The following is a 26,064-nucleotide window of genomic DNA, read 5'->3' on the forward strand; positions in this document are numbered from 1 at the left end:
CTCGTCCATGGCCCGCACAGACGTGGGCCATGGCACGCCCCTTAGTCGTCATTGGCGGCTTCCCATGACAGAGACCGAATGTTCGGATCCAGCATCAACGGCGCGACCGCCGTTTTGATCAGGCTGTCGCTGTTGTCTTCCACATTAACCAAAACCTCAAGCGTACTGTCCTCGCCGCTGTCCGTCGCGTCGATTGACACCAGCGCCAGCCCCGGCAAAGCAAGCTTGTGCACGATGGTCGAACGCACCTTGTTTTCATGCTTCGCACGGCAAGAAATCCACAGACGGAATTCCAACAAAAGCGGCTGCCCTGCGCGTGTTTTTCGCTTCAGGAACTTTACCAAGGGGCGTAGACCAAGGTTCACGAAAATGATCAGGCCGCACATCAGCGCGGCAAACCCGATGGCGCCCACTCCGGCCATGACGCCGATGGCCGCCGAACACCACAGTGTCGCGGCGGTATTCAGCCCGTGCACCGTGAAACCGTGGCGGAAAATGATGCCAGCCCCCAGAAAGCCAATGCCCGAGACGACTTGGGCCGCCACGCGGGTCGGGCTGACCTCATGCGGAAACAGGGCTGCAAAAACGACGAATCCTGCCGCGCCCAGCGATACCAACGCGTTGGTCCTTAGGCCGGCCATGCGCTGACGCACCTGCCGCTCGGACCCGACCAAAGCTCCGAAAATCACTGCCGCTGTCAGATTGATAGCGGCCACGTCCAATGTAATGGCTTCTGGTGTCATGCGCGTTACCTCTTTTTTTGGGTGAGTGTCGGTCCTGAGCGCTCTGCATGATTGGGCAAAAGCGACCGTTTTGACGCCGCAATGGTGCCAAGGCGACAGTTCGCCGCTCCAACCATGTCGGATTTGTTCCGTCTTGACCGGCTTGGGGCTTGCGCAAACCCGCCCCCTGCCCTAATCGGTCAACATGACAGATCAGAGCCATGACCGCCTTCTTATCATCGACTTCGGAAGCCAGGTGACGCAGCTGATTGCGCGCCGCCTGCGCGAGCTGAATGTCTATTGTGAAATCCACCCCTACCAGAACGTGACCGCCGAGTTCATCCGCGAGATGGGCCCGAAAGCGGTGATCCTGTCTGGTGGCCCCGACAGCGTCACCCGCGAGGGTAGCCCGCGCGCCCCGCAAGAGCTGTTCGAGATGGGCCTGCCCATTCTGGGCATCTGCTATGGCCAGCAGGTGATGATGACCCAACTGGGCGGCAAGGTCGAAAGCGGCCACGGCACGGCCGAGTTCGGGCGCGCCTACGTGACCCCGCAAGGCGAGCATATTGACCTTCTGCGCGGCTGGTTCTTGGAAGGTGACGAGCAGGTCTGGATGAGCCACGGTGACCACGTGAGCGAGATCGCTCCGGGCTTCGAGGTCTACGGCACCTCGCCCAACGCGCCTTACGCCATCACCGCCGACATGGACCGTCATTTCTATGCGGTGCAGTTCCACCCCGAAGTGCACCACACCCCGAACGGCGCCACACTGTACGAAAACTTCGTGAAGATTGCGGGCTTTGCGGGCGACTGGACCATGGGTGCCTATCGTGAAGAGATGATCCGCAAGATCCGCGAACAGGTAGGCGACAAAAAAGTGATCTGTGGCCTGTCGGGCGGCGTCGACTCGTCCGTTGCTGCTGTGTTGATCCACGAAGCGATTGGCGATCAGCTGACCTGTGTCTTCGTTGACCACGGCCTGCTGCGCAAAAACGAAGCGCAGGAAGTCGTCTCGATGTTCCGCGAGCATTATAACCTGCCGCTGATCCACGCAGATGAAAGCGACCTGTTCTTGGGCGAGCTGGAAGGCCAGTCCGACCCGGAAACCAAACGCAAGATCATCGGCAAGCTGTTCATCGACGTGTTCCAGAAACACGCCGACACCATCGAAGGCGCTGAATTCCTGGCTCAGGGCACGCTCTATCCGGATGTGATCGAGTCGGTGTCCTTCTCGGGCGGCCCCTCGGTCACCATCAAATCGCACCACAATGTGGGCGGCCTGCCTGAAAAGATGGGCCTGAAACTGGTCGAGCCGCTGCGCGAGCTGTTCAAAGACGAAGTGCGTGCGCTGGGTCATGAACTTGGCCTTCCTGCAAGCTTTATCGGCCGTCACCCCTTCCCTGGTCCGGGTCTGGCGATCCGCTGCCCGGGCGAAATCACCCGCGAGAAGCTGGACATCCTGCGCGAAGCCGACGCGGTTTATATTGATCAGATCCGCAAACACGGTCTGTATGACGAAATCTGGCAGGCCTTCGTGGCCATCCTGCCCGTACGCACCGTCGGTGTGATGGGTGACGGACGTACTTATGACTACGCCTGTGCGCTGCGCGCGGTGACCTCGGTCGACGGGATGACGGCGGATTACTATCCGTTCACCCACGAATTCCTTGGTGAAACCGCCACACGGATCATCAACGAGGTGAAGGGCATCAACCGTTGTACATACGACATCACCTCGAAGCCTCCGGGGACCATTGAATGGGAGTGAGCACCGACCCGAAGGGGAAAATTAGTCCAGTGGACTAATTTTAGATGCGAACACCTGAAGGCTTTGCCTGAAGGTTGGAAGGTCGGAAATAGATCCAGTGAATCGATTTCAGCACCGAACGCCCGAGGCCCCGGCCGAGGGCTAGCACCCCAATCACATCAAAACGCCGTCCAATTGGGCGGCGTTTTCTTTTTCTCTCGCCAAGGCGACCGCCGCTTGCTAGCCCTTGGGGCATGACACAGGCACCCCATATCGTTTTGACCGGCCATATCGACGTTCCCGAGGATCGGCGCGAGGCCATCCGCGCCGCTTTGCCCGCCCATATCGAACTGACCCGCGCCGAACCGGGCTGTCTGTCCTTTCTGGTGGTCGAAGACCGCTGCCATCCCGGACGTTTCAATGTCTCGGAACGTTTTACGGATCGCGCCGCCTTCGACGCGCATCAGGCACGTATGAAATCCTCGGACTGGGCGACCATTACTGCGGGTATTCCACGCCACTACACCGTGACCGAGGTCCCTGCGTGACCCCAACCGCCCGCGCCGCCATCTGGATGACCGGAGCCATTGGCTCGTTTTCTGTCATGGCAATGGCCGGACGGGCGGTCAGCCTGCAGCTCGATACGTTCGAATTGATGATGTACCGGTCTGCAGTCGGGTTGAGCATCATGCTGGCCGTCCTGACCGTTTCGCGACGCTGGCACATGGTCTCGCGCCAGAACCTCGGCCTGCATTTCACCCGCAATCTGGCGCATTTCGCGGGGCAAAACCTGTGGTTCTACGCGCTGACCCTGATCCCATTAGCGCAAGTCTTCGCGTTGGAGTTCACATCGCCGCTTTGGGTCGTATTTCTGGCCCCAATGCTGCTGGGGGAACGCCTAACGATGCCGCAGCTCCTCTGCGTTGCCAGCGGCTTTGTCGGGATCCTGATCATCACCGCATCAGCGCTGTCCGAACCATCGGCATCAACGGGCACAATGTCGGCGGCGGCATCCGCCATCTGCTTTGCATTGACGGCCGTCTTCACCCGAAAGTTGACCCGCACCCAGTCTACCCTGTCGATCCTGTTCTGGCTGACCAGCATGCAATTGGGGCTTGGTTTGATCTGCGCAGGCATTGACGGTTCCATTGCCACCCCACAAGGCTGGAGCATCCTGTGGCTCGTCATCATCGGCTGCGCAGGTTTGCTGGCCCATACCTGCCTGACGCAGGCTTTGTCGCTTGCGCCGGCCTCGGTGGTCATCCCGATCGACTTCACGCGCCTCCCCCTGATCGCGCTGGCAGGCGCGATATTCTATGACGAACCGATCGGGTTCGCGCTGATCGTCGGCGGTCTGATCATCATCGCAGCCAACATTGTCAGCATCCGCATATCGGAATCCAAGCGCGCTACGTAACTCATCAAACGTATGGAAATGCACGGTAAATCTTAACAAACCGTGTCAATTCCACATCGCTATTTCGCCAATTTACGACCTGACGTCACATGACCTGAGGTAAAGATTGACCGAATAAGTAGGCTGCAAATACGTTTTCCCAATATTGCCGCCCCGGAGGAGACGGCTCTTGCAGATAAGTCCCAGGGAGGAGACATGAAAAAGCAAACCCTAACGATCGCGGCAGCATTGACCGCCGCGGCGACGGCAGCACAGGCTGGCATTGACCGCTCGGGCCAGGACATCGGCGTACTGTTCGAAGAAGGCAACTACTTCCAGTTCAGCTTCGCCCACGTCGACCCCGACATCACCAGCGACGTAACAGGCACGACCCAATCCGCTGTTCCGTTCTCGACCCTCGCGTTTGGTTATAAGCACCAGTTCAACGACAACCTAAGCTTCGCCTTGATCTGGGATCAGCCCTATGGCGCGGACATCCAGTATATCGACGGCCCGGCAGCAGGCGGCTATGCGTTTATCGACAGCCGTCAGATCACTGGTATCCTGCGCTACGAACTGGGCAATGGTTTCTCGGTTCACGGTGGTGCATTTTCGCAAAAACTGTCGGGTGAAATCCTGACCAGCAGCGGTCTTTTGATGGCTGAAAGCGGAAGCGAGCTGGGTGGCGTCGCCGGCGTCGCTTATGAAAAGCCCGAGATCGCGCTGCGTGTCGCCCTGACCTATTTCACTGGCGTTGATCACGAACTGACAGGCACCCACGTCGCATTTGGCCCCAGCGCGGCAACTGGCACCGTGTCCATGCCCGAAGCCTTCAATCTGGATTTCCAGACAGGCATTGCGCAAAACACGCTGCTGTTCGGCTCGATCCGCCACGCCAAATATGATGGCATTTCGCTGGACACCACCAGCGGCTTTGGCACCGTAAACTGGGTGAACTTCGTCGATGACGTCACTAGCTATGAGTTGGGTATCGGTCGCAAGCTGAATGACAACTGGTCGGTCGCCCTGACCGTGGGCTATAGCGATGGTGCAGATACCGGCACCACCTTCCTTGCCCCCGCTGGTTCGGCCACCTCGGTTGGCATTGGCGCCTCATACACCACCGGTGACATCAAGGTCTCGGGTGGCGTGCGCTATACCAAGTTCAGCGAGAAATCGGTGCTTGGTGTCCCGTTCGAGGGCAGCGCGCTGTCCGCGGGCGTGAGCGTCGGAATTTCCTTCTGATCTAACAGAAGACCACTCACGGACACGCCCCGCCAATTGGTGGGGCGTTTTCTTTTGTAACAGAAGCATTTGACCCCATTGCGTCAGCCATTTACCAAAGGGCCGAAACACAAGGTGACAGGCATGCTTTATCAATCCTCAGCGGACTGGCAGTCAGCAACGCATAAGCGGGTGCTTTTCTTTGGCATGTCAGGACTTGGCAAGACATACCTGTCCAACCTGCTGCGCGATCAGGGCGACTGGTTTCACTATTCGATCGATTACCGCATTGGCACCCGTTACATGGGCGAGCACATCGCAGACAATTTCAAAGCCGAGGCGATGAAGGTCCCCTTCCTGCGCGAGCTTCTGATGTCGGATTCAATCCGGATCACGTCGAAGATCAGTTTCGAAAACCTGACGCCCGTAGCGACATATTTGGGCAAACCCGGTGACGTGGATAAAGGCGGCTTACCGATTGACGAATATCGCCGCAGGCAAGATCAGTTCAAAACGGCCGAGATCTCGGCCCTGATGGACACCGCGTCCTTCATTGATCGCGCCGAGCGCATCTATGGCTATCCGCATTTCATCTGCGACAGCGGAGGCTCGATCTGTGAATGGATCGACGCCGCCCTAGGCGAGCACGACGCCCTTCTGTCCGAACTCAGCAAGCATTGCCTTCTGGTTTGGCTGCGCGGGGACGAGGCACATACGCAAAAACTGATCGAACGTTTTGACCGCGCGCCCAAGCCGATGGCCTATCAGCCCGAATTTTTAGCGCGCGTCTGGAATGAATATCTAAACGAATTCAACGTGAAAGAAGATGACGTTGATCCAGATGCCTTCATCCGTTGGACCTATGCGCAGGCGCTGAACCACCGTCAGCCGCTCTACGAGCATATGGCGCGCTACGGCGTGTCGCTTTGCGCCCACGAAGTTGCGCAGATCAAAACGCCGCAAGACTTCGACCGCATGATCTCGGCCGCCATTGACGCGCGCTGATCGCACCCCATCTATACCCCTTAACGAACGAAAAAGGACCGGTTCCATGCCCATCAAGATCCCCTCGACCCTGCCAGCAGTAGACGTGCTGAAGGACGAAGGCGTGATGGTCATGCCCGAGGATCAGGCCGCCAAGCAGGACATCCGCCCGATGCGGATCGCCCTTCTGAACCTGATGCCCAAGAAGATCGAGACCGAGACCCAGTTTGCCCGCCTGATCGGATCACATCCGCTTCAGATCGAACTGACGCTTCTACGCCCGTCCGAGCACACCTCGAAAAACACCAGCGAGGCTCATATCGGCGCGTTCTATCAGCCTTGGGACGAGGTGAAGGACCAGAAATTCGACGGTCTCATCATCACCGGCGCCCCGATCGAGCACCTGCCCTTTGAAGAGGTCACCTATTGGGATGAGCTGACCCAGATCCTCGATTGGACCCAGACCAACGTGCATTCCACCTTCGGCGTTTGCTGGGGTGGCATGGCCATGATCTATTACTTCCACGGTGTAAAAAAGCACCTGCTCGACGCAAAGGCATTTGGCTGCTTCCCCCAGCGAAATCTTCAGCCTTCGTCCCCGTATTTGCGCGGTTTTTCTGATAGTTGCGTGGTTCCTGTCAGCCGTTGGACCGAGATGAAGCAAGACGAGGTCGACGCCGCCACCGGCCTACGCACCCTGCTTGGCTCAGACGATACAGGCCCCTGCCTGATCGAAGACAAGGCCCACCGTGCGCTCTATATCTTCAATCATTTCGAGTATGACGACCTGACCCTGAAGGGCGAATACGACCGCGACGTGGCTAAGGGCGCGCCGATCAACGTGCCGATGAACTATTACCCGGACGACGATCCCACGCAGCCGCCCGAGAACCGCTGGCGCAGCCACGCCCATCTTCTGTACCAAAACTGGATCTCGGAAATGTATCTGACCACGCCCTATGACATCAATCAGATCGGTCAGGCCGTGAAAGACCGTCGCGTCTAAGCTGATTGCCAAACGCCTCTTCGGCCCCCATATTGGTGTGAAATCAGGAGTTTGCCTATGTCATTGCCCTTTGACGGCGCCATTTCCGAGTTCTTTCGCACGACCGCCCCTGACGCGGTCCGTGACGCCATCAAGAATGGATCAAAGAAGGACATTCTGTCTGACAGCTATCCCTATGAGACGCCGATCGACAAGAAAGTCTACGAGGACGAGCTTGAGGCGCTTCAGCTGGAACTGGTGAAGTTGCAGGCCGATGTGAAGGCGACGGGTAAACGCGTGGTCGTGGTGTTTGAAGGCCGCGACGCGGCTGGCAAAGGCGGTACGATCAAGCGCTTCCGCGAGAACCTGAACCCACGGGTCGCACGGGTCGTGGCGCTGTCCAAACCTTCGGACCGCGAGGCAGGCGAATGGTATTTTCAGCGCTATGTCAAACACTTGCCCACCGAAGGTGAGATCGTTCTGTTCGACCGCAGCTGGTATAATCGCGGCGTCGTCGAGAAGGTCTTTGACTTCTGCAAAGACACCCAACGCGAGGCCTTCTTCCGCCAACTGCCCGAATTCGAGGACATGCTGGTCGACGAGGGTATTCACTTCGTCAAAATCTGGCTGAACGTCGGACGCGCCGAGCAACTGCGCCGCTTCCTGTCCCGCGAAAAAGACCCCTTGAAACAATGGAAGCTCAGCTGGATTGACGTTGAAGGCTTGAACCGCTGGGACGCCTATTCGACCGCGATCAAGGAAACCTTCGACCGCAGCCACCGCGCCAGAACCCCGTGGACCGTCATCCGCTCGGACGACAAGAAACGCGCGCGCCTTGCAGCCCTGAAGGCCGTCCTGCAAGGCATTGACTACGCAGGGAAAGACAGCAATATCGCCAGCGCTCCAGATGATCAGATCTGCGGCGGGCCAGACCTCTGGACTGATGGTGACCATGCCTAAGCGCGGCTATCACCACGGCAACCTGCGTCAGGCATTGGTCGACGCGGCCCTCGCCCTGATCGAGGAAAAAGGCCCCACAGGTTTCACCCTGTCCGAGGCCGCAAAACAGGCGGGCGTCACGCCTGCGGCCGTCTATCGCCATTTTGCCGGCCGCGAGGACCTGATCGCCGAAGCGGCCCGCCAGGGCTATGAGATCTTCGCGGACCTCATGGAATACGCCTATGACAAGGGTCAACCCTCGGCGCTTGCCAGCTTCGAGGCCACAGGCCGTGCCTATCTGGCCTTCGCCCGCAAATATCCGGGTCACTATATCTCGATGTTCGAAAGCGGGATCTCGGTCAATCGCTCTCCGGAACTTGCCATGGTCTCATCCCGCGCGATGGGCGTGCTGGAAAAAGCCGCCGGCAAACTGACCGAGAACATGCCCGCAGACAAACGCCCGCCCTCTCGCATGGTCAGCGCCCATATCTGGGCCATGAGCCACGGCGTGGTCGAGCTGTTCGGCCGCGGCAGCCCCGGCCAGAAAAGCCCCTTTCCGCCCGAAGAACTTCTGGAAAGCGGAATTGGCATCTATCTGCGCGGGCTGGGTCTGATCAAGGCGGACGAGTAATCGGCGTGCCCATTAAAGATCTTCGCAAAACACTCTATGTCTGGGCACTCCACCATGAGAAGATCGCGATAGCACTCGTTCTCGCGCTCTCATTTTCAGTGGGCGGTGTGATCTATCTCTTCATTGGCAAGGTGACCCTCAGACACACCGACTCTCATCACCTGCATTACGAACTCATGCCCGTGGTCTTTTCCTTCCAGATGCCATCAGAGTCCAAACCGCCTTCCTACTGGTTCACAGTTCAGACACCCGCTGGGCAAGACGTCCAAATCGGAACCCGGAGCTTGGTGAAAGCGCAGGAAGTGACCAATAAAGCGTGCGTCGATGTCCGTGAGCGCAAACTGGACAAAGCGCTATTGTACAGGCTCTCTTCAATGAAGAACTGCACCTAGCTTCTTCCTCTTGCCCAAAATACCTTGGGGGAGTCTGAGGGCTTCAGGCCTCAGACGGGGGCAACGCCCCCCTACAGGCTCACACCGTGAGCCATCGGCAGCTTAAGCCAACAGTTTGTGGCACAGCTCCAACCCGTCGATCAGCGTGTCCACTTCGTCCTTGGTGTTATACAGTCCAAAGGACGCGCGCGCGGTCGCCGCGACACCCAGATGCTCCATCAGGGGCTTCGCGCAGTGATGCCCGGCCCGCACGGCAATGCCCTTCTTGTCCAGAATGGTCGAGATATCATGTGCATGCGCGGCGCCGTCCATGGTCAGCGAGAAGATCGCCGCCTTGCCCGGCGCGTGCCCCTGCACGTTCACCCAGTTCAGCCCCGCAAAACGCTCGGCAGCATAGGCGGCCAGTGATGCCTCATGCGCTGCGACATTCTCCATACCCAGATCCATCAGATATTCCAGGGCTGCGCCCATGCCGATGGTCTGTACGATCCCAGGCGTACCGGCCTCGAATTTCAACGGTGGTTTGGCATAGGTCACGGCGTCTTTCGTGACCTCGTTGATCATGTCGCCGCCGCCAAAAAACGGCTGCATCTCGGCCTGACGATCCGCTCGGATATAGATCGCGCCGGACCCCGACGGGCCATAGAGCTTGTGCCCAGTGATCGCGTAAAAATCACACCCGATATCCTGCACATCGACAGGCATATGCACCGCGCCCTGCGAACCATCGACCAGCACCGGAACGCCTTTGTCACGCGCGCCCGCGCAAATCGTTTTTACATCCACCACGGTGCCCAACACATTCGAGCACTGGGTGATCGCAATCAGCTTGGTCCGATCCGTGATCGCATCCAGCACTTTTTGCGGATCCAGTGATCCGTCCAGCTCCGGATCGATCCATTTCAGAACCACACCCTGACGTTCGCGCAGGAAATGCCAAGGGACGATGTTGGCGTGATGCTCCATCGTCGACAGAATGATCTCGTCGCCCGCCTGCATCCGCGGCGCGGCCCACGCGTAGGATACCAGATTGATGCCCTCGGTCGTGCCCGAGTTAAACACGATCTCATCCTCAGACCCTGCATTCAGGAATTTCGCAACGATACCACGCACGGCTTCGTAGCGTTCGGTCGACAGGTTCGACAGGTAGTGCAGCCCGCGGTGAACATTCGAGTACTCTACCGCATAGCCCCGCGTGATCGCATCAATCACCACCTGCGGCTTCTGTGCCGACGCCCCGTTGTCCAGATAGGTCAATGGCTTGCCATTCACCTCACGCGCGAGGATCGGAAATTCACTGCGGATCTTGTGGATATCATACATGAACGGCTCCGATCATTGTGCGGGCAATTCGATGGGTTCGACCCCAAGAAGCACCAGGATGAAGGACAGGGCAAACACAGCCAGCACCATGAAAATCAAGATCGAGGTAAAGACCAGCCCCGCCGACTGAAACCCATGGTTTTCGACCGTGAAATGGGTCAGCACCCAGAAGAAGAAGAAGACCGAGGCGAACATCAACAGCGCAGCCATGGCCGGCGCGATCAGCGTTAGGATCACGGTGACAACCTGAAGCCCCAGAAAAACGAACTCCATCCAGACAACCGTCATGATGGCGTTCTCTAAAGTGCCCTGCCCGCCCATCAGCCGGCCAATCACATGGATTGCCATGGCAAGGCCAAACATCACCACGCCTTCGACCAGACCCAAGGTGGCCGGGTTCGACAAAAGCGGCCCCATCAGTTGGGCATCAATCGGGAACAGGATATCCGCGATGACGCTAAGGCCCGTGGCCAGAACGACCATCAACAACAGCGCGGTCCACAGGGTTTCGCGGCTCAGGCCCAAGTCAAACAGGTCACGCGCCACCTTGCGCGGCTCGGGCACGGTCTGAAGCGCCATTCCAAACAGATATCCGGGGGTGAACTGCATCACTCTGCCTTGTTTGTCTCGACCGGGCCACGTTCGGCCTCACGCAGATTGATAGACCAGAACAGAAGGAACACCACAAGGGCCAGAAGACCCACCAGCGACAATTGGACACCTGGGCCGATAAAGCCTGCCACAAGTCCCCAGAGCAACCATACGGGGGTCGCACAAAGCAGCGCCCAAAACAGCGCAAAGCGCGCGGTATAAGGGCTGCCCTTACCGCCAACAATCCGTGCAATCACGTGGCTGATCGTTCCCAAAGCATAGAGCACCAAGGGCATGATGAAGAGCCATCCGAGTAGGGTCGCCCCCAACAGCATGTTCAACTCTTCACCGGTTTCATGCGCCTGACGTGCCAAGCGCGGCATCTGGGCGGCAAAGACGAGCGCGCAGGCGAACATCAAGACCGCCAGCGCCCGGTCTTCACGCGGGGTGCCATCCCCCACGCGGCGGCGAAACACCGCGCGTGGGCTGCGATAGGCGCTTACCATATCTTGTAGGACCGACACCTAACGCACCTTCAGATCAGTCGCGGCGTCGCGCCAGCCAAGCGTCCAGACGCTCGGTGACTTCGGCAGCGATGTCTTCATCTTCGATCTCTTCAATGGCGTCAGCCAGGAAGGCCAGCACCAGAAGGTCGGTCGCAATCGGCGTCGGAACACCGCGCGAGCGCAGATAGAACAGAGCCTCTTCGTCGATCGCCCCCGAGGTCGAGCCGTGTGAACACGCCACGTCATCGGCATAGATCTCGAGCTCGGGCTTGGCTTGGAAGCTTGCGTCGTCATCCAGCAGCAGCGACTGAGATTTCTGATAGCCATCGGTCTTCTGCGCGTCAGGCTTCACAAGAATCTTGCCTTGGAACACGCCTTTGGCGCCGTTCTTCAGCACTTTCTTGAACACCTGTCGGCTTTCGCACGCCACCGCATCATGGGTCACGAAAACCGTGTCGTCATGATGGAACTCGCCCGCGGCACCATCACCCAGCACCGCGCCAGCGACATGCGCGACAGCGTTGTCACCCACAATGTCGATCACGCATTCATTGCGCGTCAGCTTGCCGTTCACGGTCATGGTGAAGCTTTTGAACACAGCCTCTTCATCGACCTGCGAGAACATGTGCGTAATCGCCTGACGCTCGTGGTCGCGCCCTTGGGCACGCACGTGATGGAACTCGGCACCTTTGGCGATATCCACCTCAAGCACGTTCGAGAACCGTGCAGCGGCCGGACCGTTTTCCAGAAGCGTCAGCTTGGCGCCTTCTTCCAGCCGAATGACGCTGTGCAGGATCGCGTCCGAACCCGCGTCTTCGTGGCGATAAATCAGGCTGACCGGACGGCTGACCGCACCAGTCACTCGGATTACCACACCATCAGTGGCCATCGCCGTATTATGCACCGCCAACGGGCGCACGACAGGGGACTGCCCGCGGGCTTCCAGTACGCCATAGAGGTCCTTGGCCCAGTGAATATCCTTGGCCGCTGCATCCGCAAGGCGCTCGATCTCGAGCCCCTCACCTTCCAGCGCGTCGGATTCATCGGCATCAAATACGCCATCGACAAAGACGACTTTCAGACGATCAACGTCGTTAAAGAGCGGCTCTTCGCCTTCGTAGTCCAGAACAACTGCACTGTCCGCCGAGGCGCTGATCAGGCTATCAGGACGGGTCCATTTCCAGTATTCGTCACGGCGCGTGGGCAGACCCATAGCCGCCAGACGGTTGGCCGCATCTGCGCGCGCATCCGCCGCCCATGCCCCCGAGGCCGGGCGCGCATCTGCGCTGATCAGAGCTGCCTGTGTTTTCACAGCGGTGCTCATGCGTCGATCTCCGCCAGAATGTCGGCATAGCCGTTGTTTTCAACTTCCAGCGCCAGCTCGGGACCGCCCGATTTCACGATGCGGCCAGCGGCCATGATGTGCACCACGTCCGGTTTGATGTGGTCCAGCAAACGCTGATAGTGGGTGATCACAAGGAAGGCACGGCCTTCGTCACGCAGCGCGTTCACGCCTTCCGACACCAGCTTCATCGCGTCCACATCCAGACCCGAGTCTGTTTCGTCCAAGATGCACATCTTGGGCTCCAGCATCGCCATCTGCAGAATCTCGTTACGTTTCTTTTCCCCGCCCGAGAAGCCCACATTCACGGGGCGTTTCAGCATGTCGGCGTCGATCTTCAGATCTTTCGCCTTGGCGCGGATGAATTTCAGGAAGTCAGCGGCCGACATTTCCTCTTCCCCGCGCGCTTTGCGCTGTGCGTTCACGGCGGTACGCAGGAAGGTCATGTTGCCCACGCCGGGGATTTCGACCGGGTATTGGAAGGCCAGGAACAGGCCAGCGGCAGCGCGCTCTTCCGGTTCCATATCCAGAAGCTCTTCGCCGTCCAGCGTCGCGTCACCCGCGGTTACTTCATAGCCGTCACGGCCCGACAGCACATAAGACAAGGTCGACTTGCCAGAGCCGTTCGGCCCCATGATTGCGTGCACTTTGCCAGCTGGCACTTCGAGATCCACGCCCTTGAGGATCTGCTTATCCTCTTCTTCAAGTTTGACGTGCAGGTTATTGATTTTCAGCATCTTTATCGTCCTTCAAGACCATCGCCAACATCGTGGCGGTCAAATATCATTGGCCGGGGGTTAGCCCACAGACCCTTCAAGCGAGATCGCCACAAGCTGTTGGGCTTCCATCGCAAATTCCATCGGCAGGGCTTGCAGCACCTCTTTGGCGAAGCCGTTGACGATCAGGGCCACGGCCTCTTCTTCGTCCATGCCCCGCTGGCGGCAATAGAACATCTGTTCTTCGTCCACCTTGGATGTGGTCGCCTCGTGCTCAACCCGGGAAGAGTTGTTCTTCACCTCGATATAGGGAACCGTGTGCGCCCCGCATTTATCACCGATCAGCAAGCTGTCGCACTGCGTATAGTTGCGCGAGTTCTTGGCTTTCGGGTGCATCGACACCAGACCACGATAGGTGTTCTGAGCCTTGCCCGCCGAGATCCCCTTGGACACGATGCGCGACTTGGTATCACGGCCCAGATGCACCATCTTCGTGCCAGTATCGGCCTGCTGATAGTTGTTGGTGATCGCGATCGAGTAGAACTCGCCCTGGCTTTCGGCGCCGCGCAGGATGCAGGACGGGTATTTCCAGGTTACAGCCGAACCGGTCTCGACCTGCGTCCACATTACTTTCGAACGATCGCCACGGCAATCCGCGCGCTTGGTCACGAAGTTGTAGATGCCGCCCTTGCCTTCTTCATCGCCGGGGAACCAGTTCTGAACGGTCGAGTATTTTACCTCGGCGTCTTCTTCGATGATGATCTCAACCACAGCAGCATGCAGCTGCGCGGTATCGCGTTGCGGCGCGGTACAGCCCTCCAAGTAGCTGACATAGCTCCCTTTATCGGCGATGATCAAAGTGCGCTCGAACTGGCCGGTGTTCTCCGCGTTGATGCGGAAATAGGTCGACAGCTCCATCGGGCAGCGGGTGTTGGGCGGGATGTAGACGAACGACCCATCCGAGAACACGGCCGAGTTCAGCGTCGCATAATAGTTGTCCGAGACCGGAACCACCGAACCAAGATACTTCTTCACCAGCTCGGGATGCTCTTTGATCGCTTCCGAGATCGAGCAGAAGATGACGCCAGCTTTCTTCAACTCGGCCTGAAAAGTCGTACCCACGGACACCGAGTCAAACACCGCGTCCACAGCGACCTTGCGGCCTTCGGCGGGCATATCCTCGGCGCCTTCGACGCCCGCCAGGATCATCTGCTCTTTCAGCGGAATGCCCAGCTTTTCATAGGTGGCCAGCAGCTTGGGGTCGACCTCGTCTAGCGACTTGGGCTTCTCTTCCATCGATTTCGGACGGGCGTAGTAATACTGGTCCTGAAAATCGATTTCCGGATAGTTCAGCAGCGCCCAGCTGGGTTCATCCAGCTTTTCCCACCGTGCGAACGCTTCCAGACGCCATTCGGTCATCCATTCGGGTTCGTCGTTTTTCTCGGAAATCAGCCGGACGATATCGGGGTTCACGCCTTTGGGGGCGTATTCCATCTCGATCTCGGTTTCCCAGCCGTATTTATAAGTCCCGGCAAGGGATTTCACCGCTTCCACGGTCTCTTCTTCAACGCCTTCCTTGACGTTCAGCTCGTCCAAACCGGCCACTTTTTATCCTTTCAATCCGACGAGGGATCAGCGTCCCCGCGCGCGGAATTTCTCATGTTCGCGAAGCCAAGCCTGTGCAAAGGCCCGGACTTCATCCTCACTCGTCGTGGGGCCAAGCGAGACGCGCAAAGCGCATCCCGCATGATCCCGGTCAAATCCCATTGCCGCCAAAGCAGCGCTGGTTTTTACCTTCCCCGATGAACAGGCCGAGCCCGCGGAAACCGCAAATCCGGCCAGGTCCATCACCATCACCTGCGTCTCACCTTTCCAGCCCGGAGTGACGAAACACGAGGTGTTGGGAAGCCTGTTCGCGTCTTTCCCGACAAAAATAGTCTTATTCGCCGATTCCGCAATGGTGTTTTCTAGAATCTTTCTAAGTTTCTCGACCTTCGACCATGTTCCGGCCTCTAAATCTTTCTGAGCGGCGGTGGCCGCAGCGGCAAACCCAGCGATCCCGATGACGTTCTCGGTCCCCGAGCGGCGCCCCATTTCCTGCCCGCCCCCTTTGATCCGCGCCTCGATGTCGGTACCGCGCTTTACGATCAACGCGCCAACGCCTTTGGGGCCGCCAAGCTTATGGGCCGACACGATCGCCATGTCCGCCCCGCACCAGTTGAAGGCAAAAGGGATCTTGCCGAACGCCTGCGTGGCATCTGTCATGACTACGCCTTCCGGCAAGGATTGGATCACCCCGGTCTCGGAATTTGCCAGCTGCAACGTGCTGCGTGCAGGGTCCGGAACACTCACAGCGCCCTGCGCGTCAATCTCCAGCTCCTCCACACACCACGATCGCACGGCGTCATGTTCAATGCCCGCACAGGACAGCCCCCGCCCGGCCAAAGCCAGCGCCGCAGCCTCGGTCGCCGAGGACGTAAAGATGATATCCGCCCCCTCAGCCCCCAGCGCAGCCGCAATATCCTTACGCGCCCGTTCGATCAAGCCTTTCGCCGCGCGGCCCTCGGCATGGACCGAGGACGGGTTGCCCACAAGCTCCATCGCCTCGATCATCGCGACCTTGGCCTCGGCCCGCAAAGGCGTCGTGGCGTTCCAATCCAGATACACGCGGCTCACCGGCGCACTCCTTCGCATTTTCTTGCCATAAATATCCTCGCCGAAGGCCTAAAATCGCCGCGAAGCGGCCTAGTCCTCGTCCACCACCGAAAACAGCGTGGGGACAGCGGGGCATGGGGTCAGTTCGTTCTTCACCACATCCGACAGGCGGGTCTGGTGCAGGAACACATAGACATGGGCAGACAGACCTTCCCACAACCGGTTGGTCATGGATTGCGCGCGCGATCCCGACGACGCGCCGGACGCGCCTGCGCCTTTATGCATGGCTGATACGGTTTCATCCACCGCTTCCAGTACCTCGGACACTCGAATGTCAGACGCCGAGCGCGCCAGCTTGTAGCCACCGCCCGGCCCACGGACGCTGTCGACCAGTCCGGCGCGACGCAACTTCACGAAAAGCTGTTCGAGATAGGGAAGCGAAATGTCCTGCCGTTTGGCCAGATCGGTCAACGACAGAAGCGCGCCTTCGTCCTGCATTGCCAGATCCGCCAGCGCAACCATTGCATATCGGCCTTTTGTGGACAGCTTCATACCGTTCCCCCTGCAAAAACATTGACCTTTTCGGCCCTGACCACTAGGTCACTTAGGACTGGTGAGTATGCGGCCGCGCCGCGTCCGGATCACCAACTCCGTATTATGGTGCGGGTCAGCCAGCGTCAAGAAAACCGGTTTCCCGGCCGCGAGCGACCCCAGACAAACGAAAAGAGGCCCAGACCAGATGCCCGAAGTGATTTTTGCAGGCCCCGAAGGCCGACTTGAAGGCCGCTATCACGCTCAGAAAGAAAAAGACGCCCCCATCGCCATCATCCTGCACCCGCATCCGCAATTCGGAGGCACGATGAACAACAAGGTCGTCTATAATCTGCACTACGCCTTCCACAACATGGGCTTCAACGTGCTGCGCTTTAACTTCCGTGGCGTAGGCCGCAGCCAGGGCGAATACGACCAAGGCGTGGGCGAGCTGTCGGATGCGGCCTCGGCACTGGACTACCTGCAATCGATGAACCAAAACGCCAAGCATTGCTGGGTTGCCGGGTTCTCGTTCGGGGCATGGATCGGCATGCAGCTTCTGATGCGCCGTCCGGAAATCACCGGCTTTGTTTCGGTCAGCCCGCCCGCAAACATGTATGACTTCAGCTTCCTGGCGCCCTGCCCCAGCTCGGGCCTGATCATCAACGGCACCGCCGACCGCGTGGCGCCGCCGGCGGACACCCATACGCTGGTCAACAAACTGCACGAGCAGAAGGGCATCAGCATCACCCATGAGGAAATTCAGGGCTCGGGTCACTTCTTTGAAGACGACCATATGGACACGATGATCACCCATGTGGACGAATATGTCCGCCGTCGCCTGACCGAGACCACGCGCTGAGGCCATCATGGACCTGCTGGAACAAGTCGCCGACAAGCTGGCTCAGGAAGTTCTTGATGCCGCACGGATGACCGGAAATGACGCATTGGTGGATGAAGTGAAGAAAACCATCGGTGCGTCTTCCACCACGCTGGAAGAGGCGTTCATGACCGCCGTCCGTATCCGCCGGGCAGAGGCGCGCGGTCGTGAAACCCTTCGGCAGCTACTGGAAAAAGAGACACTGGACGTCGCGAAATCTGAGTGAATCGACCGGGTTCAAAAGGCCAAAACCTGGGAGTCATAACTCTCATCTCCGGTAGAGAATCCAGCCAATATTTCCCCTTCAACAGATCATCTATACCTCTATTTTAGAATATTTTTCACTTTACCCAAGGCAACTTGGCCGCAATTCCGTCGCATTTAGAACTCAATTGTGGCAATCCCCCAAAATCTGTGTCAAACTGAACATTATTTGACTCAAGTTAGTGTCTTTTTCGACCAAAGAATTTGTGAAGCAGAACTTTAAGAGGGGTGAAAATGCTTACACGTAAGACAGCGCTGGCCGCGCTTGTAATGGCCGGTGCGGTCTGGGGGGGATCCGCACAGATCGCGCAAGCTCAAAAATCCTGTAACTTGATGACGGCGAAGCTTTCGCTGGAACCAGCAAGGCTTTGCGAGTGCAAAATCGTAACCACGCAGATGCTACGGTATATCCAACGTCAGGATGAATTCCTTACCGTTTTGGCTGGCGTCACGGAACAATGCCCGGCATTTGCCGACGCGTTGAACGCGCTGCCGACTGCAACGGTCGTTACACGACCTTCGCATCGCGACAAGGATGGCGACACTGTTGACGTCCTTCCGACACCTGGTCCTGGTCCCGGCGACGGACCTAAGAAGCCCGGTGGCGGTGGCGGGGATGGCCCCGGTGGCGGTGATGGTCCGGGCGGCGGAGACAATCCTGATCCCGGGGGCCCTGGCGACAATCCTGATCCGACAGGGGACGGGGACGGCCCTGGAGACAATCCTGATCCGACAGGTGATGGAGACGGTCCCGGTGACAATCCAGATCCGCGTGGCTGCACCGGCGGAGGTGGATCGAGCGATCCCCTTAAAACGCAGACCCGTGTCAGAGTTCCGGATGGGTGCGACAACTGATTGCGCATCAGCCTGAAAAAGAAGGGCGCGCCCATGGCGCGCCTTTTCACCTGACTGATCTGCAAACCCGCAAACCGGTCCGAGTTTCACTGGGGCTTAGCCACCTGCGATGACATTCACCCAACGCGACGGGCGATTGGGATCCTGCATCCGCAAGAAAACATAGCGCGTGTCGCGCCAGTTCCGGATCGAATTGGTGACATTGTCCAGCACCATGTCCCCTTCATCCGTGCGGACGATAAGCACAGCATGTGGACGTCGGCTGCGATCCAAAACGGTGGCGATCAGCAATCTCTGGGGATCAATGCCCTTGCCAATCAACGCCCGTTTCTTGGCCAACGCGTAGTCTTCGCAATCGCCCCCCCGGCTGGTGGGCATCGCCCAACGCTCCGCCTCGCCATATTGTTGGCGATCTTCAATGGCACGGGTTGATCGATTGATCTGCGAGTTTACTGCGCGAACAACCTGCATCTGCCCTTGGGTGACCACAGCGCTGGATGATCCGCGCGCGCAGGCCCAGCTATAGGTGGAACACAAGCGTTGCGCGCCGGGAGGGGCCGTTCCCAACCCGCGCGATGTCAGAAAATCAGATCCGCTTGCAAATACATTTGCGGGCGCAGTGAAGCTTGCCAAAGCAGCAAGGGCAATTGCGCGTAGGGTAGTGCGACCAGACATACCTATCTTGTCGAGACACGAGCTCTCGGCCATTCTTCAACCTCCATAGGTTGCCAGCTTTAAGGCACAAACATTTACAAATCGTACCCTTGGCAGCAGCAACCTTGCTGTCCCCCCTGCAAGACAGCAGCCTGGCCGGGAAAAGTGGCCAAAAACAGTCCTACGTAAGGTCTTACTGCATCATTTTTGCGATTCAGACCAAACGCACACGCCTTAAGCGCGCATAAATCCGCCGACCACACTCAGGCATGGCCGCAAGATAAAGCGCGTGAACGGGGTGCAGGAGAAGCAATTTCCCCAAAAGCGATAGGATGTTAGCGGAAGTAGATACCGTCGAACTTGTCTTCCAAATACGCCAGTAATGGCTCGACCGAGACAGGCTTGCCCGTCGCATGTTCGATCGTTTCGCGCGGTGTCCGCAGGCTGCCATAGCGTTGCAGTTTGTCTGACAACCATGTTGTGGCCGCGGACGAATCCCCCTGCCCCAGCTGTTTGTCCAGCTCAGGCACGTCGCTTTGCAGGGCGTCATAGAGGCACCCCGCATAGATGTTGCCAAGCGCGTAGGTCGGGAAATACCCGAACAGACCCACGGACCAATGTACGTCCTGCAACACGCCGTTTGACGCCTTGTCGACCGCGTACCCGAAATCCGCCGCGAAGCGTTCGTTCCACGCGGTCTCCAGATCCGCCACGTCCAGCTGGCCGCCGATCAGGCGACGCTCCAGATCGAAGCGCAGCATGATGTGCAGGTTGTACTGAACCTCGTCCGCTTCAGTGCGGATAAAGCCCTTCTGAAGCCGGTTTACCATCCTATAGAACGCGTCCGCATCGCTGGCCGGCGTCTTTCCAAAGCGTTTCTCCATCTGGTCAAACAGCCAGCCGGTGAAGGCACGCGAGCGGCCCAGTTGGTTTTCATAGATACGCGATTGGCTTTCATGCACGCCCATCGACGCGCCGCGCCCGATTGGCGTCAGCAAATAGGCGGTGTCGATGTTCTGTTCGTAACAGGCGTGCCCGACCTCGTGAATCGTGGAATAGAAGCAGTTGAACGGATCCCCTTCCGAGGTTCGTGTAGTGATCCGCACATCCAAGCCCGAGCCCGAGCTGAACGGGTGTACCGCCTTGTCGATCCGCCCATGCTTAAGATCATAGCCAAAGCTTTTCGCCAGCTTGGTCGAGAGCTTCAGCTGTTTCTTCTCGGCCCAATTGCCTACAAGAATTTCAGGCTGGTTGGCCGCGCCAAGCGCCTTGTCGCGCAGGGTCACCAAACGTGGGCGCATCGCGTCAAACAGCGTCTGGATGTCACCCCCGGTAATGCCCGGCTCGTAATCATCCAACAGCGCGTCGTAAAGGTCTCCGCCATCGGCCAGAGCACTGGCTTCCTCGCGACGCAGCTTCACGACCTCTTCCAGAACCGGCTGGAAAGCCGCGAAATCATTCGCGGCGCGCGCCTCGGCCCATTTGCCCTGCGCAGCCGACGTGACACGGGCCAGTTCTGCCGCCAGCGCCACAGGCACTTTCGCAGCGCGGTCGCGTGCACGACGGATTTCACGGATCTGGGCGCGGCCTGCATCATCCAACGCGCTTTCGTCGATGGCCTCCAGCCAGTCGCCAATGCGCGGATCGTTGCGGCGGGCATGGAGGATCTTCTCCATCGCGGCCATTTCCTCGGCCCGCTGCGGTGCGCCGCCCTCGGGCATTACGGTTTCCTGATCCCAGCCCAAACGGCCTGCTACTTCGCCCAAAGCCTGCGTATCGCGGGCAAATTCCATCAGATCGTCAAATGCGCTCATGATCAGCTCCGAAGGCTTTGTTCGGTGGGATAGCCCGCAAGGAAGCGGGCGTTCAGGACCAGAACCCACACCAGCATCGCGCCGATTTGGTGGGTGATGGCCACATGCAGAGGGGAGGCTTGCAGGACGGTTGCGATGCCCAGTACGGCCTGCGCACCAACCATCAGACAGGCCAAAGTAAAGCCCGTACGGACCATCTGATTGCCCGACTTGCGCGAGATGCGCCAGACAACAATGGCGAAGATCACAAGCAGATAACCCACCATACGGTGCATGAATTGCACAAGGCCTGCGTTCTCAAAGAAGTTGCGCCACAGCGGCGTGATGTCGAAGGCATCTGGCGGGAAGAACTGATCGGCCATCCACGGCCAATCCACAAACGAACGGCCTGCGTCGATCCCCGCGACCAATGCGCCCAGCAGGATCTGCAGGAATGCCAGATGCAACAGCCCCGTGCCCATACCAAACAGCTTGCGCTCGCGCAGGCGGCGCGCCGCCATCAGGTTGGCCTCTTTCCGGCCCAAAAGCAGGATGTACCACGCAATGAAGCCCAAGATCACGAAGGCCAGCCCCAGATGGGTTGCCAAGCGATACGAGGCGACGTCGACACGATCCCCCGTCAGGCCCGAGGACACCATCCACCAGCCAATAGCGCCCTGTAGCCCGCCAAGCGCGCCCAGAAGTAGCAACCGCCCTGTCCATCCATTGGGGATCTTGCGGGCGGCCAGAAAGCCGAAGAAGCCAATGGCCCAGACCAAACCGATGAAGCGGCCCAGCTGGCGATGGCCCCATTCCCACCAATAGATGGTCTTGAAGGCTTCAAGATCCATATGGCTGTTTTGCAGCTTGAATTCGGGGATCTGCTGATATTTGGCGAACTCAGCCTCCCACGCGGCTTGATCCATCGGCGGCATCGCTCCGGTGATCGGCGCCCATTCAGTAATCGACAGGCCAGAATCAGTCAGGCGCGTCAGACCGCCTACGACGACCATGATGGCCACCAAAGCAAAGAGCAGCATCAGCCACAGCCGGATGGCCCCACGTGCGCCACCACCGCCCGATCCGCGTTCAATCGCGCCGGTCTTGGGGGTGTCGCGCACCTCGTCTTTGGTGTCGCTGACTTCCTCGAAAATGCTGCGGGGCTTGGACATCTGGCTCTCCGTTTCGCGTTTGCGCGATAATGGCCTTAGCCGCCCGGAATGCCAAGGGGCCAAAGCGCGGGAATTCCCGCAAAAAATCGCCCGCAGATCGCTTCAAATGGCCCCTTTTGGTTGCCCCCAGATCGAGCGTTCTGTTAAGGTGGCCTGACCTATATATAGTGTGAAACGCACCAAAACGGCGGACAACGTGACAGATACCCCTGATACCCCGGAAAACATGGACGATTTGCCCGAGCGCCCCGTCTATGACGGCCCCCAGATTTCCATCGAAGAGGAAATGAAAAGTTCGTATCTCGATTACGCGATGAGCGTGATCGTGAGCCGGGCCATCCCGGATCTGCGCGACGGCCTAAAGCCGGTGCACCGCCGCATCCTCTATGCGATGTACGAGACTGGCAATAGCCACGACAAACCCTATCGCAAGTCCGCCCGCCCAGTGGGCGACACGATGGGTAAGTACCACCCGCATGGTGACAGTGCGATCTATGACGCGCTCGTGCGTATGGCACAGCCGTTCTCCATGTCACTGCCGCTTCTGGACGGTCAGGGCAACTTCGGCTCGATGGACGGGGATAACCCGGCGGCTATGCGCTACACCGAAGTGCGGATGGACAAGCCTGCGGCCTCGCTGCTGGCAGACATTGAAAAAGACACGGTCAACTTCACCGACAACTATGACGGCAAGGACCTTGAGCCGACCGTCCTGCCCGCCCGTTTCCCCAACATGCTGGTCAACGGCGCAGGTGGTATTGCGGTGGGTATGGCCACGAACATTCCACCACACAACCTGGGCGAAGTGATCGACGGCACGCTGGCATTGATCGAGGATCCGGACCTGACATCCGAAGGGCTGATGGAATACATCCCCGGCCCCGACTTCCCGACCGGTGGTGTCATGCTGGGTCGTTCTGGTGCCCGCAAAGCCTATTTGGAGGGTCGTGGCAGCGTCATCACTCGCGCCAAGACCCGCGTGGAAGAGATCCGCAAGGACCGCTATGCCATCGTGCTGGACGAGATCCCCTATCAGGTGAACAAGGCCTCGATGATCGAAAAGATCGCTGAGCTTGTGCGCGAGAAGAAGATCGAGGGAATTTCGTCTGTTCAGGATGAAAGCGACCGGATCGGTGTCCGCGTGGTGGTCGAGCTGAAGCGCGACGCGACGCCCGAAGTCGTGCTGAACCAACTGTTCCGCTATACGCCGATGCAAACCAGCTTCGGCTGCAATATGCTGGCCCTTAACGGCGGTCGTCCTGAACAGCTGACTTTGCGCGATTTCCTGAGCCATTTCATCACCTTCCGCGAAGAAGTTGTTACGCGTCGCACCGCGTTTGAACTGCGCAAAGCACGCGAGCGCAGCCATATCCTGTGTGGTCTGGCTGTGGCGGTGTCGAACGTGGACGAAGTGGTTGCAACGATCCGCGCCTCGGCTGATCCCGCAGACGCCCGCGCGCGCCTGATGGCCCGTCGCTGGCCCGCCGCTGACATCGCGGAATACATCCAGCTGATCGACGATCCGACCCATAAGATGAACGACGACGGGACCTATAACCTGTCCGAAACGCAAGCCCGCGCCATTCTGGAGCTGCGCCTGCAACGTCTGACCGCAATGGGCGTGAAAGAGGTCACGGACGAACTTCAAGAGCTCGCTGCAAAGATCCGCGACTATCTGGACATCCTGCGCTCGCGCGAGCGGATCATGTCGATCATCTCGGACGAGCTGAATGAGGTGAAAGACGCTTACGCCGTGCCGCGGCGCACTCAGATCGTGGACTGGTCCGGCGACATGGACGACGAAGACCTGATCGAGCGCGAGGATATGGTCGTGACCATCACCGCCTCGGGCTGGGCCAAGCGCACGCCGCTGGCCGATTTCCGCGCGCAGAAGCGTGGCGGCAAAGGTCTGTCGGGGATGCAGACCAAGGACGAAGACGTCATCACGACCCTCTTCGTGGCCAACACCCACACGCAGCTTTTGTTCTTCACAGATGACGGCATGGCCTACAAGCTGAAGACCTGGCGTCTGCCCCAAGGTGGCCGCACCGCCAAGGGCAAACCACTGGTGAACATCCTGCCGATCCCAACCGGTGTGTCGATCGCCGCCATTCTGCCCGTCGATCGGGACGAGAAAGAATGGGACGATCTGCAGATCGTGTTTGCCACGTCGAAGGGCTCGGTCCGGCGCAACCGCCTGTCTGACTTCACCAATGTGAAGTCGAACGGCAAGATTGCGATGAAGTTCGAAGGTGACGACGAGGGCACCCGCCTGATCAATGCCCGCATCTGTGACGAGAATGACGACGTGATGCTGGTGACCTCGGGTGGTCGCGCCATTCGCTTCCCCGTCACGGATGTGCGCGTGTTCAACTCGCGGTCCTCTACCGGTGTGCGCGGCATCAAGCTGGTGAATGACGGGGACGAGGTCGTCTCGGCCTCGGTCATCCGTCACTTCGATGCGACCCCGGACGAACGCGGTGCCTTCATCAAGCGCTTCCGTGGCGAGTTTGGCAGTGATGCTGACGAAGACTCGGGCGAAGACGTGTCCAGCGATCTGAGCGAAGAGCGGTATCAAGAGATGCTAGCTGCCAATGACCTGCTGGTCACGATCAACAAAACCGGCATCGGCAACCTGACGTCCAGCCACGATTACCGCGTCAGCGGCCGTGGTGGCCAAGGTGTAGCCGCGATGAAGGGCGGCGACATCGTTGCGTGCTTCCCGATCGAGATCGCTGACCAGATCATGCTGGCAACCTCGAAAGGCCAGTCGATCCGCTGCCCCGTAGACGGCATCAGCTTCCGATCGCGTGGCGCTGGCGGCGTAAAGGTCTTCAACACCGGCAAAGGCGAAGAGGTCGTGTCGGTCGCGCGGATCGTCGAATCGTCGGAAGACGATGAAGATAGCGGCGCCGAAGAATGAGCTATTCGCTCACGCTGTTCATATTCGGAGGAGCGATCATCATCGCGATGGTCGCCCTGTCCCGCTATCAACAGAATGCCTACCGCCGCTATCTGTCCGAACATGTCGCGAAAACCGACGAGCTTCGGCAGGGGCAGGAAAAGCTGATTGAGCTTTCAATCCGCCAAGCCGAGGCACAAGAACGCATTGCCGCTGCACTAGAAGCTCGGAATGCAAAATAGCCTCGCCCTCGTCACCTTTCTGACCAACGACTACGACAAGGCCATTACATGGTTCCAGTCCGCGCTTGGGTTTGTGCTGCTTGAAGACACCGAAATGGGCGGAGGCAAGCGGTGGGTGCGTATGGCGCCTCACCCCAAGGCCGAAACGGCCTTTCTGATTGCAAAGGCCATTGGCGAACAAGCCGTCACCATCGGGCATCAGGCGGGCGGACGGGTCGGTCACTTCCTATTCACCGATGACTTCGACGGGATGTTTGCCCGGATGCAGCGCTTCGGTGTGACCTTCCGCGAGCCGCCGCGCACAGAACCCTATGGAAAGGTTGTCGTCTTTGAAGACCTTCACGGCAATCCGTGGGACCTGATGCAACCAAACACCCCCTGATTTCCGCACGGTCTTTGGCTGAATCTAGGCGCGGAAAATCTGCCTAGAAGTGTGTTTTTCACACAGTCTCGCCACGCATCTTCATATTTTTGCCTCAATTGCCCATATATTGACTTCAACCCTAACGCGCTCACTAGGATCAAAGAACAACTTCTTATTTGACGAGTTACCAGACTTCCTATTGCCTGACGGCAATTTGAATTGATCTGTTTTTTCTACAGCAAATCCTTTCTGGT

At 58.7% G+C, this 26,064-nt stretch carries 27 protein-coding genes; 15 read left to right on the forward strand and 12 right to left on the reverse strand.

Features of this window, described 5'->3' with window-relative positions; all coding sequences use genetic code 11:
• Positions 1-41: 41 nt before the first annotated feature.
• Positions 42-743, reverse strand: a complete 702-nt coding sequence (locus EOL43_RS11120) for an MgtC/SapB family protein (protein ID WP_133488531.1) — start codon at positions 741-743, stop codon at positions 42-44.
• Between the two features lie 184 nt (positions 744-927).
• Here EOL43_RS11120 and guaA point away from each other — a divergent pair, with 184 nt between their 5' ends.
• The 9 genes from guaA (at position 928) to EOL43_RS15375 (ending at position 9,020) form a co-directional block, all read left to right on the forward strand.
• A complete protein-coding gene (guaA, locus tag EOL43_RS11125) occupies positions 928-2,490 on the forward strand; it encodes a glutamine-hydrolyzing GMP synthase (RefSeq protein WP_133488533.1) in 1,563 nt (520 codons plus the stop codon).
• Between the two features lie 233 nt (positions 2,491-2,723).
• Positions 2,724-3,017 carry a putative quinol monooxygenase gene (locus EOL43_RS11130; protein WP_133488535.1) on the forward strand — a complete coding sequence of 98 codons (294 nt, stop codon included), beginning with the start codon at positions 2,724-2,726 and terminating at the stop codon, positions 3,015-3,017.
• Complete coding sequence (locus EOL43_RS11135) at positions 3,014-3,886, forward strand: DMT family transporter (protein ID WP_420867514.1); 873 nt, start codon at positions 3,014-3,016, stop codon at positions 3,884-3,886. Before EOL43_RS11130 ends, EOL43_RS11135 begins: the two co-directional genes overlap by 4 nt.
• Positions 3,887-4,081: 195 nt before the next feature.
• A complete protein-coding gene (locus EOL43_RS11140; RefSeq protein WP_133488537.1) occupies positions 4,082-5,110 on the forward strand; it encodes a transporter in 1,029 nt (342 codons plus the stop codon).
• 123 nt (positions 5,111-5,233) lie between these two features.
• Positions 5,234-6,094 (forward strand): ATPase, encoded by an 861-nt coding sequence (locus tag EOL43_RS11145; RefSeq protein WP_133488539.1) that lies wholly within the window; start codon positions 5,234-5,236, stop codon positions 6,092-6,094.
• Between the two features lie 46 nt (positions 6,095-6,140).
• Positions 6,141-7,079, forward strand: coding sequence for a homoserine O-acetyltransferase MetA (gene metA / locus EOL43_RS11150; RefSeq protein WP_133488541.1), 939 nt, complete (start codon positions 6,141-6,143; stop codon positions 7,077-7,079).
• 57 nt (positions 7,080-7,136) lie between these two features.
• Positions 7,137-8,018 (forward strand): polyphosphate kinase 2, encoded by an 882-nt coding sequence (ppk2, locus tag EOL43_RS11155; RefSeq protein ID WP_133488543.1) that lies wholly within the window; start codon positions 7,137-7,139, stop codon positions 8,016-8,018.
• Positions 8,011-8,628 carry a TetR/AcrR family transcriptional regulator gene (locus tag EOL43_RS11160; protein WP_133488863.1) on the forward strand — a complete coding sequence of 206 codons (618 nt, stop codon included), beginning with the start codon at positions 8,011-8,013 and terminating at the stop codon, positions 8,626-8,628. The genes ppk2 and EOL43_RS11160 overlap by 8 nt, the downstream gene beginning before the upstream one ends.
• Positions 8,629-8,633: 5 nt before the next feature.
• On the forward strand, positions 8,634-9,020 hold the full coding sequence (locus EOL43_RS15375) for a hypothetical protein (RefSeq protein WP_166636240.1): 387 nt from the start codon (positions 8,634-8,636) through the stop codon (positions 9,018-9,020).
• A 102-nt stretch (positions 9,021-9,122) separates the two neighbouring features.
• On the opposite strand, the gene EOL43_RS11165 is transcribed toward EOL43_RS15375, so the two are convergent.
• The 8 genes from EOL43_RS11165 to iscR all read right to left on the reverse strand — a co-directional run bounded on the left by EOL43_RS11165 (position 9,123) and on the right by iscR (position 16,705).
• Positions 9,123-10,343 carry a cysteine desulfurase gene (locus tag EOL43_RS11165; protein ID WP_133488545.1) on the reverse strand — a complete coding sequence of 407 codons (1,221 nt, stop codon included), beginning with the start codon at positions 10,341-10,343 and terminating at the stop codon, positions 9,123-9,125.
• Between the two features lie 12 nt (positions 10,344-10,355).
• Positions 10,356-10,952: a YIP1 family protein gene (locus tag EOL43_RS11170; protein ID WP_133488547.1), complete on the reverse strand. Its 597-nt coding sequence runs from the start codon at positions 10,950-10,952 to the stop codon at positions 10,356-10,358.
• On the reverse strand, positions 10,952-11,458 hold the full coding sequence (locus EOL43_RS11175) for a YIP1 family protein (protein WP_133488549.1): 507 nt from the start codon (positions 11,456-11,458) through the stop codon (positions 10,952-10,954). The genes EOL43_RS11170 and EOL43_RS11175 overlap by 1 nt, the downstream gene beginning before the upstream one ends.
• Positions 11,459-11,474: 16 nt before the next feature.
• Positions 11,475-12,764 (reverse strand): Fe-S cluster assembly protein SufD, encoded by a 1,290-nt coding sequence (gene sufD, locus EOL43_RS11180; protein WP_133488551.1) that lies wholly within the window; start codon positions 12,762-12,764, stop codon positions 11,475-11,477.
• Positions 12,761-13,519 (reverse strand): Fe-S cluster assembly ATPase SufC, encoded by a 759-nt coding sequence (gene sufC, locus EOL43_RS11185; protein ID WP_133488553.1) that lies wholly within the window; start codon positions 13,517-13,519, stop codon positions 12,761-12,763. Before sufC ends, sufD begins: the two co-directional genes overlap by 4 nt.
• A gap of 60 nt (positions 13,520-13,579) precedes the next feature.
• Positions 13,580-15,103, reverse strand: coding sequence for a Fe-S cluster assembly protein SufB (gene sufB / locus EOL43_RS11190; protein WP_133488555.1), 1,524 nt, complete (start codon positions 15,101-15,103; stop codon positions 13,580-13,582).
• Positions 15,104-15,130: 27 nt separating this feature from the next.
• The gene (locus EOL43_RS11195) at positions 15,131-16,174 is read right to left on the reverse strand and encodes a cysteine desulfurase family protein (protein ID WP_133488557.1); all 1,044 of its coding nucleotides are present in this window, start codon (positions 16,172-16,174) and stop codon (positions 15,131-15,133) included.
• 69 nt (positions 16,175-16,243) lie between these two features.
• The gene (gene iscR, locus EOL43_RS11200) at positions 16,244-16,705 is read right to left on the reverse strand and encodes a Fe-S cluster assembly transcriptional regulator IscR (protein ID WP_133488559.1); all 462 of its coding nucleotides are present in this window, start codon (positions 16,703-16,705) and stop codon (positions 16,244-16,246) included.
• Between the two features lie 187 nt (positions 16,706-16,892).
• Between iscR and EOL43_RS11205 the strand changes: the two genes are divergently transcribed.
• The 3 genes from EOL43_RS11205 to EOL43_RS11215 all read left to right on the forward strand — a co-directional run bounded on the left by EOL43_RS11205 (position 16,893) and on the right by EOL43_RS11215 (position 18,683).
• Complete coding sequence (locus EOL43_RS11205; protein WP_133488561.1) at positions 16,893-17,546, forward strand: alpha/beta hydrolase; 654 nt, start codon at positions 16,893-16,895, stop codon at positions 17,544-17,546.
• A gap of 7 nt (positions 17,547-17,553) precedes the next feature.
• Entirely contained in the window at positions 17,554-17,790 is a 237-nt protein-coding gene (locus tag EOL43_RS11210; RefSeq protein ID WP_133488563.1) for a hypothetical protein, read from the forward strand.
• Between the two features lie 272 nt (positions 17,791-18,062).
• Positions 18,063-18,683, forward strand: coding sequence for a hypothetical protein (locus EOL43_RS11215; protein ID WP_133488565.1), 621 nt, complete (start codon positions 18,063-18,065; stop codon positions 18,681-18,683).
• A 96-nt stretch (positions 18,684-18,779) separates the two neighbouring features.
• On the opposite strand, the gene EOL43_RS11220 is transcribed toward EOL43_RS11215, so the two are convergent.
• From EOL43_RS11220 to ctaA, 3 genes are all read right to left on the reverse strand, one after another.
• The gene (locus EOL43_RS11220; protein ID WP_166636241.1) at positions 18,780-19,358 is read right to left on the reverse strand and encodes a transglutaminase-like cysteine peptidase; all 579 of its coding nucleotides are present in this window, start codon (positions 19,356-19,358) and stop codon (positions 18,780-18,782) included.
• 314 nt (positions 19,359-19,672) lie between these two features.
• Entirely contained in the window at positions 19,673-21,151 is a 1,479-nt protein-coding gene (locus EOL43_RS11225; protein ID WP_133488569.1) for a carboxypeptidase M32, read from the reverse strand.
• A gap of 2 nt (positions 21,152-21,153) precedes the next feature.
• Complete coding sequence (gene ctaA, locus EOL43_RS11230) at positions 21,154-22,302, reverse strand: heme A synthase (protein WP_133488571.1); 1,149 nt, start codon at positions 22,300-22,302, stop codon at positions 21,154-21,156.
• 196 nt (positions 22,303-22,498) lie between these two features.
• On the opposite strand from ctaA, the gene gyrA reads away from it, so the two are divergent.
• From gyrA to EOL43_RS11245, 3 genes are read left to right on the forward strand one after another with little or no spacing between them, the layout of a single operon-like run.
• A complete protein-coding gene (gene gyrA / locus EOL43_RS11235; RefSeq protein ID WP_205669546.1) occupies positions 22,499-25,225 on the forward strand; it encodes a DNA gyrase subunit A in 2,727 nt (908 codons plus the stop codon).
• Positions 25,222-25,446 (forward strand): hypothetical protein, encoded by a 225-nt coding sequence (locus tag EOL43_RS11240; protein ID WP_133488572.1) that lies wholly within the window; start codon positions 25,222-25,224, stop codon positions 25,444-25,446. Before gyrA ends, EOL43_RS11240 begins: the two co-directional genes overlap by 4 nt.
• Positions 25,436-25,828: a VOC family protein gene (locus EOL43_RS11245; protein ID WP_133488575.1), complete on the forward strand. Its 393-nt coding sequence runs from the start codon at positions 25,436-25,438 to the stop codon at positions 25,826-25,828. The genes EOL43_RS11240 and EOL43_RS11245 overlap by 11 nt, the downstream gene beginning before the upstream one ends.
• The last annotated feature ends 236 nt before the right edge of the window (positions 25,829-26,064 follow it).

Origin of the sequence: Aliiroseovarius marinus, assembly GCF_004360145.1 — a bacterium.
GTDB lineage: Bacteria > Pseudomonadota > Alphaproteobacteria > Rhodobacterales > Rhodobacteraceae > Aliiroseovarius > Aliiroseovarius marinus.

What these genes read in the sequence shown, in the direction of transcription:
- EOL43_RS11170 (WP_133488547.1), bottom strand. Translation starts at nt 10,952, where the DNA reads ATGCAGTTCACCCCCGGATATCTGTTTGGAATGGCGCTTCAGACCGTG.
- EOL43_RS11165 (WP_133488545.1), bottom strand. Translation starts at nt 10,343, where the DNA reads ATGTATGATATCCACAAGATCCGCAGTGAATTTCCGATCCTCGCGCGT.
- EOL43_RS11145 (WP_133488539.1), top strand. Translation starts at nt 5,234, where the DNA reads ATGCTTTATCAATCCTCAGCGGACTGGCAGTCAGCAACGCATAAGCGG.
- EOL43_RS11245 (WP_133488575.1), top strand. Translation starts at nt 25,436, where the DNA reads ATGCAAAATAGCCTCGCCCTCGTCACCTTTCTGACCAACGACTACGAC.
- EOL43_RS11240 (WP_133488572.1), top strand. Translation starts at nt 25,222, where the DNA reads ATGAGCTATTCGCTCACGCTGTTCATATTCGGAGGAGCGATCATCATC.
- EOL43_RS11120 (WP_133488531.1), bottom strand. Translation starts at nt 743, where the DNA reads ATGACACCAGAAGCCATTACATTGGACGTGGCCGCTATCAATCTGACA.
- EOL43_RS11130 (WP_133488535.1), top strand. Translation starts at nt 2,724, where the DNA reads ATGACACAGGCACCCCATATCGTTTTGACCGGCCATATCGACGTTCCC.
- EOL43_RS11225 (WP_133488569.1), bottom strand. Translation starts at nt 21,151, where the DNA reads ATGAGCGCATTTGACGATCTGATGGAATTTGCCCGCGATACGCAGGCT.
- ppk2 (WP_133488543.1), top strand. Translation starts at nt 7,137, where the DNA reads ATGTCATTGCCCTTTGACGGCGCCATTTCCGAGTTCTTTCGCACGACC.
- EOL43_RS11210 (WP_133488563.1), top strand. Translation starts at nt 17,554, where the DNA reads ATGGACCTGCTGGAACAAGTCGCCGACAAGCTGGCTCAGGAAGTTCTT.
- EOL43_RS11215 (WP_133488565.1), top strand. Translation starts at nt 18,063, where the DNA reads ATGCTTACACGTAAGACAGCGCTGGCCGCGCTTGTAATGGCCGGTGCG.
- EOL43_RS11140 (WP_133488537.1), top strand. Translation starts at nt 4,082, where the DNA reads ATGAAAAAGCAAACCCTAACGATCGCGGCAGCATTGACCGCCGCGGCG.
- guaA (WP_133488533.1), top strand. Translation starts at nt 928, where the DNA reads ATGACAGATCAGAGCCATGACCGCCTTCTTATCATCGACTTCGGAAGC.
- iscR (WP_133488559.1), bottom strand. Translation starts at nt 16,705, where the DNA reads ATGAAGCTGTCCACAAAAGGCCGATATGCAATGGTTGCGCTGGCGGAT.
- metA (WP_133488541.1), top strand. Translation starts at nt 6,141, where the DNA reads ATGCCCATCAAGATCCCCTCGACCCTGCCAGCAGTAGACGTGCTGAAG.
- EOL43_RS11220 (WP_166636241.1), bottom strand. Translation starts at nt 19,358, where the DNA reads ATGTCTGGTCGCACTACCCTACGCGCAATTGCCCTTGCTGCTTTGGCA.
- EOL43_RS11160 (WP_133488863.1), top strand. Translation starts at nt 8,011, where the DNA reads ATGCCTAAGCGCGGCTATCACCACGGCAACCTGCGTCAGGCATTGGTC.
- EOL43_RS11205 (WP_133488561.1), top strand. Translation starts at nt 16,893, where the DNA reads ATGCCCGAAGTGATTTTTGCAGGCCCCGAAGGCCGACTTGAAGGCCGC.
- sufD (WP_133488551.1), bottom strand. Translation starts at nt 12,764, where the DNA reads ATGAGCACCGCTGTGAAAACACAGGCAGCTCTGATCAGCGCAGATGCG.
- sufC (WP_133488553.1), bottom strand. Translation starts at nt 13,519, where the DNA reads ATGCTGAAAATCAATAACCTGCACGTCAAACTTGAAGAAGAGGATAAG.
- ctaA (WP_133488571.1), bottom strand. Translation starts at nt 22,302, where the DNA reads ATGTCCAAGCCCCGCAGCATTTTCGAGGAAGTCAGCGACACCAAAGAC.